The 5,762-nt window shown below is 54.5% G+C and carries 7 protein-coding genes; 2 read left to right on the top strand and 5 right to left on the bottom strand.

The features are described from left to right. Positions 1–188 precede the first annotated feature (188 nt). From ABX962_RS28360 to ABX962_RS28340, 5 genes are all read right to left on the bottom strand, one after another. Positions 189–548 carry a hypothetical protein gene (locus ABX962_RS28360; protein ID WP_372724508.1) on the bottom strand — a complete coding sequence of 120 codons (360 nt, stop codon included), beginning with the start codon at positions 546–548 and terminating at the stop codon, positions 189–191. A gap of 86 nt (positions 549–634) precedes the next feature. Further along, positions 635–1,243, bottom strand: a complete 609-nt coding sequence (locus tag ABX962_RS28355; RefSeq protein ID WP_372724507.1) for a DUF6691 family protein — start codon at positions 1,241–1,243, stop codon at positions 635–637. Between the two features lie 49 nt (positions 1,244–1,292). Continuing rightward, positions 1,293–1,850: a YeeE/YedE thiosulfate transporter family protein gene (locus ABX962_RS28350; protein WP_372724505.1), complete on the bottom strand. Its 558-nt coding sequence runs from the start codon at positions 1,848–1,850 to the stop codon at positions 1,293–1,295. Continuing rightward, positions 1,847–3,259 carry a rhodanese-like domain-containing protein gene (locus ABX962_RS28345; RefSeq protein ID WP_372724503.1) on the bottom strand — a complete coding sequence of 471 codons (1,413 nt, stop codon included), beginning with the start codon at positions 3,257–3,259 and terminating at the stop codon, positions 1,847–1,849. The genes ABX962_RS28350 and ABX962_RS28345 overlap by 4 nt, the downstream gene beginning before the upstream one ends. A 283-nt stretch (positions 3,260–3,542) precedes the next feature. Beyond that, a complete protein-coding gene (locus ABX962_RS28340; RefSeq protein WP_372724501.1) occupies positions 3,543–3,710 on the bottom strand; it encodes a DUF1328 domain-containing protein in 168 nt (55 codons plus the stop codon). 333 nt (positions 3,711–4,043) lie between these two features. Between ABX962_RS28340 and ABX962_RS28335 the strand changes: the two genes are divergently transcribed. Both ABX962_RS28335 and ABX962_RS28330 read left to right on the top strand, forming a co-directional pair. Beyond that, the gene (locus ABX962_RS28335) at positions 4,044–5,171 is read left to right on the top strand and encodes a mechanosensitive ion channel family protein (protein ID WP_372724499.1); all 1,128 of its coding nucleotides are present in this window, start codon (positions 4,044–4,046) and stop codon (positions 5,169–5,171) included. Positions 5,172–5,184: 13 nt separating this feature from the next. Then, a partial coding sequence (locus ABX962_RS28330) for a hypothetical protein (RefSeq protein WP_372724497.1) occupies positions 5,185–5,762 on the top strand: 578 nt, incomplete at its 3' end.

The following is a 5,762-nucleotide window of genomic DNA, read 5'->3' as shown; positions in this document are numbered from 1 at the left end:
GTGCGTGGATGATGTCGTCCCGGTTGGTAGATAGCGTAAACGGCAACGCCAATCACGATCACCCAGATCGCAACCGCGCCGGCACTCATCCAGTAGAACAGAATCGCAATTTCCTCAGACGCTCGGCCTGCGGAATTTAAAGTCGATTGCGGCGTGTCGATGATCCCTCTCCCCGTGCAGAATCACGATCAAGCGTCGGTTGCCGAACTGATATTTGCCGCTTTGGCCTTGCTGTCGTCGCCGGGCTGCTTTGATTCCCAACGCGCCAAATCGTCGAACTGTTTCTGTAGCTTGCCAGTGATACTCGACAGGGCTCCGCCGCGATGCATCGACGTGTCACGACAGCGGTCTTTTACACGGTTTTCGATCTCGACTTGTAGCGAGGCTCCCTCTTTACGCGTAAAGCCACTCATCAGTAGCGACTTCAGCAGCGGCTTGGTTGATGCTTCGTCCATCGCCGTTGTGGGCTCGTTGCCTTCGAGTTGCTCACAGCACAGCGTCGCGAGCTTGTTGAGTTGTTCGTTGATTTGTGGGTTTGTATCGCTCATCCGTATCTCTTAAAAAAGTGTTGTAAACCGCTCGTTCCCGGGCTCCAGCCAAGAAACGCATTGCCCTCTCGTTCTCTTCGTGGCCTTTACCGGACCGTCATCGTTTCGATGACCGCCAACACGACACATAGCAGGATAGCGCTGCCGACGACCACGACCGTGCGGTTAATCGGCAACCAATCATGAAGCGTCAACTTTCCTCGATCGCCAATCGGATCAATCTTGCGGCCGATCCATCCTGAGCACTCCGCAAACAGATACGAGCCGCCTACCATGCCAATCATCATCGCGATCGCATCGTAGTTGCCTTGTCCCAGTGCGGCAGCCCCCGTCCCCGGACAATAGGCTGACAATCCGAATCCGACACCAAACAACAAACCGCCCAGGATGTTCGATGCGTAGCGAGTCGGTTTGATATGCAACTCGACTTTTCCAGCACGGTGAAGCAAATGAATCCCGATCATGCCGACGATCACTGCGGACAGCATCACTTTCAAAACGGTAAAGTCTTGAAGCAACAATTGACCAATCAACACGTTGAACTTTGCAACGCCCCCTTTTTGCAGCAAGAAGCCAAATGCGATCCCAAAGACCATTCCCAAGGCAAGCGTCCGCACACCGGCCGCATCTGTTTCGCTTTGCAGTTTCGATTCCGACGATGAGTGAACCGTGGTTGCCATCATATTCTCCGTCATTAGGACCGCTGGATAAATTTCTTCCCGTCGCTGAATCGCATAAACCAAACTAAATCGCATAAACCAACATGGCGGTGATGATCCCACCGATGAAGAAGCAGATCGCAGAAACCCAGGAACCGACCGCCAATTGCAACGTGCCGCTGATCCCATGACCGCTGGTGCATCCACCGGCCATTCGTGCTCCGAATGCCATCATCATGCCACCTGCTAGCGCCACCACGATCCGCAACAATCCGCTGTCGGCGCCAAAGCGGTCTTGCCACATCGCGGGCAGCAATCGCCCGGTCCATTCATTGCCGGTCCACGCGGCCACAAAGGCCCCCACCACCACGCCGCACACCAACATCACTTCCCATCCCACTTTGGGAGATTTCTTTTTGAAAAATGCAAGGGAATGGGTATGCGCCGGTGCAACCTTCTCACCGATCAAACCTGCCACTCGCGCATACGCCGTACTGGCTCCGAGCGGCTTGTTAGAAAAATAGAAAGTCAACATCGACAAAACGCCGATCAAGGCGCCGACCAAGTAGGGCGACCAAGCAGGCCCCGCGTACTGCAACGCGTCTACCTCATCCGCCGCCAACAAAGCAAATTCGGCGATCATGACTGCGATCCTTTTTCGTGTTCGACCTCGTAACCCGCTGCGGTCCAAGCACCGTAGCTGCCGGGAATATTGGCGACTTGCTGAAAGCCTCGCGACTGCATCAAACTCGATGCAATACTAGCGCGATAGCCGCTTGCGCAATAGGTAGCGTACCGCTTCGATTTATCAAGTCCCGTGATCCGCTCTCGCATATCACCGATAAAGTGGTGCTCGGCACCCGGCAGATGCCCCGATTCCCATTCGCTCGGAGACCGAACATCGACCAAACTCAGGTGGGACCCATTGCTTTGATCTTGATGCACTTCTTCGACACTAATCTGCTCGAGCTTTTGCAGTGGCATTCCTGAGACTTCCCAAGCCTTCATACCACCGGCCAAATAGCCAGCGAATTGCGAGTGTCCGGTACGCACGATCAGTCGCTGTACCGATTCGACATCGTCGTCGTCGTCCACGACTAACAACAATCGTTGATCAAGATCAAACATCTGACCAACCCAAGCCGACATTTCCGGACGAGCGCCAATGTTGATCGCCCCAGGAACATGGCCTCCGCCGAATGCCAACATCGAACGCGTGTCAATAATGGTGACCCCTGGCTCGCGTGCGACCTTGCGGAACTCCTTGGGCGGCAACGCAGCGATGGTGGGCAAACGATCCATAATTTCAGGACCGGCTGCGTTCACCTTCTTTAGCATCGGATAGTGCCATGGTGCCGGCGGGGCTTCATCGACGACAAACGCACGAAACGCGTCGAAGCCAGGAAACCGCAGGAATTTGTTCGTACGTCGTTCGTAACCGATCGTACTAAGCATCCGGTCCCCAATATCGGCTCCGCACGCCGACCCTGCCCCATGCCCAGGATAGATTGTGACGTAGTCGTCGAGCTTCAAATAATAGTCGTAAAGGGTTTTGTACAGATCTTTGGCCAGCCCCTCCGTCTCGGCTTCGCCAAGCAAGTCGGGCCGCCCAGCCGAACCGACGAACAGCGAGTCACCACTGAAAACGGCCCAAGGCATCTCGGCGTGCTTCGATTCCCGAAGCTCGTACGACAGATGCTCTGGAGTATGCCCCGGGGTGTGTCGCGCGGTCAGCCGAAAGGAACCAAAATCAAATTCCTGCCCATCCTTGATCGGTTCACCTTCGAATTTGTAGTCCGCCCTGACACCGCTGACGCAGATCTTCGCAGTACTAATTCGCTCGGCCAACGAACGACTGCCCGAAACAAAGTCTGCGTGAATATGGGTTTCAAAAATATGCGTGATCGAAACGCCATGCTTACGAGCGAGCGTTTCGTAAACCTCCACATCGGTTCGCGGGTCGATTACCGCTGCATGCCCCGTGCTGGTGTCACCCACCAGGTAAGACAACTGAGCAATACCCTCAGTCAGAAGAGGTTCGAGAAAAAACATCACGCCATCCTTTTTGATTAATGAGTTTTTTTAAAAAACAACAAGCGGACCTGCGATAAACAGCCCCGCAGTGATGGAACACCGCCCGCGATCGCCGCCGGGTGTCCTTTCGATGTAGCGACTTGTTTCGATGTAGCTACTCGTCACAGCCGGGCGGCACGCGCCGCTCCGCTTTAAAAGCCACTTTGTTAGTGCCAAAGCAAATGGCATTAACCTTACGCTGCACCACTAGCACAGCAACTAGCATCGATCTTTCGCAGCGATCGCGAGCCCAGCATCCGCTTTAGGCCGTCGGCCCACGTCGTCCCATGACCAAGCTGATAATGAACAACACAAGGAACACGACGAACAACACCTTGGCGATCATCGCAGCCGAACCTGCGATCCCACCAAAACCAAGTACCGCCGCAATCAACGCGATCACCAAAAACGTAAGTGCCCAACCTAACATCGGAGTCTCCAATCGAAACAGAAAGTGAGTGTGTGTATACGATCCATCCGTCGGCGACATTCACCCACGGGTTACGTTACGAAGGGAATTGATATTGCGATTCTCGTGCCACATGGAAACGAATTATGAAAATGCCTCAAAACCGTTCGTTCCGACTTGAGCTTGGTTGAGCACCACGCATCATGGTCGACAGCAAGCCAGGAAATGCCCCCCCTAGCGCAAGCAAAACCCATCGCTAAGTAAAGGCATGAGAGTTGCGTTCCCGCTAGTGATGGATAATCAACCAACACGTGAGCAATCACACGCAAGGCCAATCACACGCGAGGCAAACCAATGGCTAATCCTTTATCTCTCCTTCCGTTCGCGCTCGCCGTGGCCCAAGACGACGCGGGGACAAACGCCGCAACATCCGAAGCGGCCAAAGAAGTCGCTGACCCAGAGGATGTCCCAGGCGAAGTGGACGTCAGCCTTGATACGGTGTGGGGAACGGTCGACAACATGATCGACGGTTTTATGGACCGGTTGCCGTTCCTGTTGGTTGGCGTTGTCGTCTTTGCCGTTTTCTACTTTGTTGCAAAGTTGGTACGGCGGTTTGTCCGACGCGCAACGAAAGACAAGAGTTCCGCGAATCTGGGACGCGTGATGGGGCGAGTCGCTCAGTGGGCATTGATTTTTGTAGGGCTGATCCTCGCAGTCACGATCATGGCTCCTTCGATCACACCAGCAAAATTGCTGACCTCGCTTGGTATCGGTGGCGTCGCGATTGGATTTGCCTTTAAAGACATTTTACAAAACTTTATGGCTGGTTTACTGATCCTGCTGAATGAACCGTTCAAAATCGGGGACCAAATTGTTTCGGGCGACCACGAGGGGACTGTCGAGTCGATCGAAACACGAGCGACGCTGATCAAGACATACGATGGCAAACGAGTCGTGATTCCCAATAGCCAGATCTATACAAACCCCGTGGTCGTCAACACCGCCTACGATGCGATCCGAACACAATACGACGTCGGCGTCGGCTATGGTGACGATCTACGACAAGCTGCGAGAATCATCTTAAACACGCTTGAATCGGCTGAAGGTGTGGCTAGCGATCCGGCGGCTGATGTGGTCGCAACGGAGCTTGGTGGCAGCAGCGTGGTGTTGAGAGCGCGGTGGTGGACGGCTCCCGAGCGTGCCAACGTCGTTCGCGTCGGGAATTCAGTCATTTCGGATATCAAAGAAGCCCTTGACGATGCGGGTATCGATATGCCGTATCCTACCAACGTGACGTTGCTGCACGATCAAACCGAAGACCGCGATGGTGACCGAACACGTCAGCGTGAGGGCTGGCCTGCGGGCGAGAACCCACCAAAACCTCGACCTATTGGAAGTCAACGCAACGAAGACAAAAGAATGACGCCAGGCGATGCCGACGACACCCCGGCGATGAACTCCGATAGCCCCCATGCCAAATAAAAAGGATTTCCCGATGCCCGAATCTTCATCTTGGTTGGCCCATCAATGGGTAGTCGCTGGAATCGTATCATCGACCGCGCGGTTTATCCCGGTTCCGTTCGTCGATGACCTCGTCCGCGATCAATGTCGGCGTTTTGTCGTCTCACGCACGTTGTCGGCACACAACCGAAGCGATTTGCTTGGCGACTTGAAACCCTATTACTCCAATAGCGGCGGTTGCTTGACAGGATGTTTGGGGCTATTGGCGAAAGCGCCGCTGAAAATCTTGTTATTTCCGCTTCGCAAAATCATCGCCATGGTCACTTCGATTCGCGGTGTACCGCTTGAAATCATGAGAACGGTGCTACTCGGCCGCACGTTGGACCGCTATCTACGGCAAGATCGCTTCACACTCGATGCCGCAAATGCCCATCGAATGCGATTGGCGTTTGAAGACACCTTTGCCCACATGGATTTTCATGTTCTGCGTGCCGCGTTGGCTGACGCCCTATCGAGCGTCAGCGGATGGAAGGCCGCGGCGATCAGCGTTGCCACTCGCGTCGCAGGACAGAAAGAGACCTCCGAGGCGGACCTACAATCCGACCCCAAGGT

It is taken from the genome of Novipirellula sp., assembly GCF_041583735.1.
Taxonomy (GTDB): Bacteria; Planctomycetota; Planctomycetia; order Pirellulales; family Pirellulaceae; genus Novipirellula.
The sequence above is the reverse complement of the archived record's forward strand: the minus strand, read 5'-3'. Positions and strand labels throughout refer to the sequence as shown.

Bases quoted from the DNA above. Each gene is read 5' to 3' on its own strand.
- ABX962_RS28345 (WP_372724503.1), bottom strand. From the start codon at position 3,259: ATGTTTTTTCTCGAACCTCTTCTGACTGAGGGTATTGCTCAGTTGTCT.
- ABX962_RS28340 (WP_372724501.1), bottom strand. From the start codon at position 3,710: ATGTTAGGTTGGGCACTTACGTTTTTGGTGATCGCGTTGATTGCGGCG.
- ABX962_RS28355 (WP_372724507.1), bottom strand. From the start codon at position 1,243: ATGACGGAGAATATGATGGCAACCACGGTTCACTCATCGTCGGAATCG.
- ABX962_RS28360 (WP_372724508.1), bottom strand. From the start codon at position 548: ATGAGCGATACAAACCCACAAATCAACGAACAACTCAACAAGCTCGCG.
- ABX962_RS28350 (WP_372724505.1), bottom strand. From the start codon at position 1,850: ATGATCGCCGAATTTGCTTTGTTGGCGGCGGATGAGGTAGACGCGTTG.
- ABX962_RS28335 (WP_372724499.1), top strand. From the start codon at position 4,044: ATGGCTAATCCTTTATCTCTCCTTCCGTTCGCGCTCGCCGTGGCCCAA.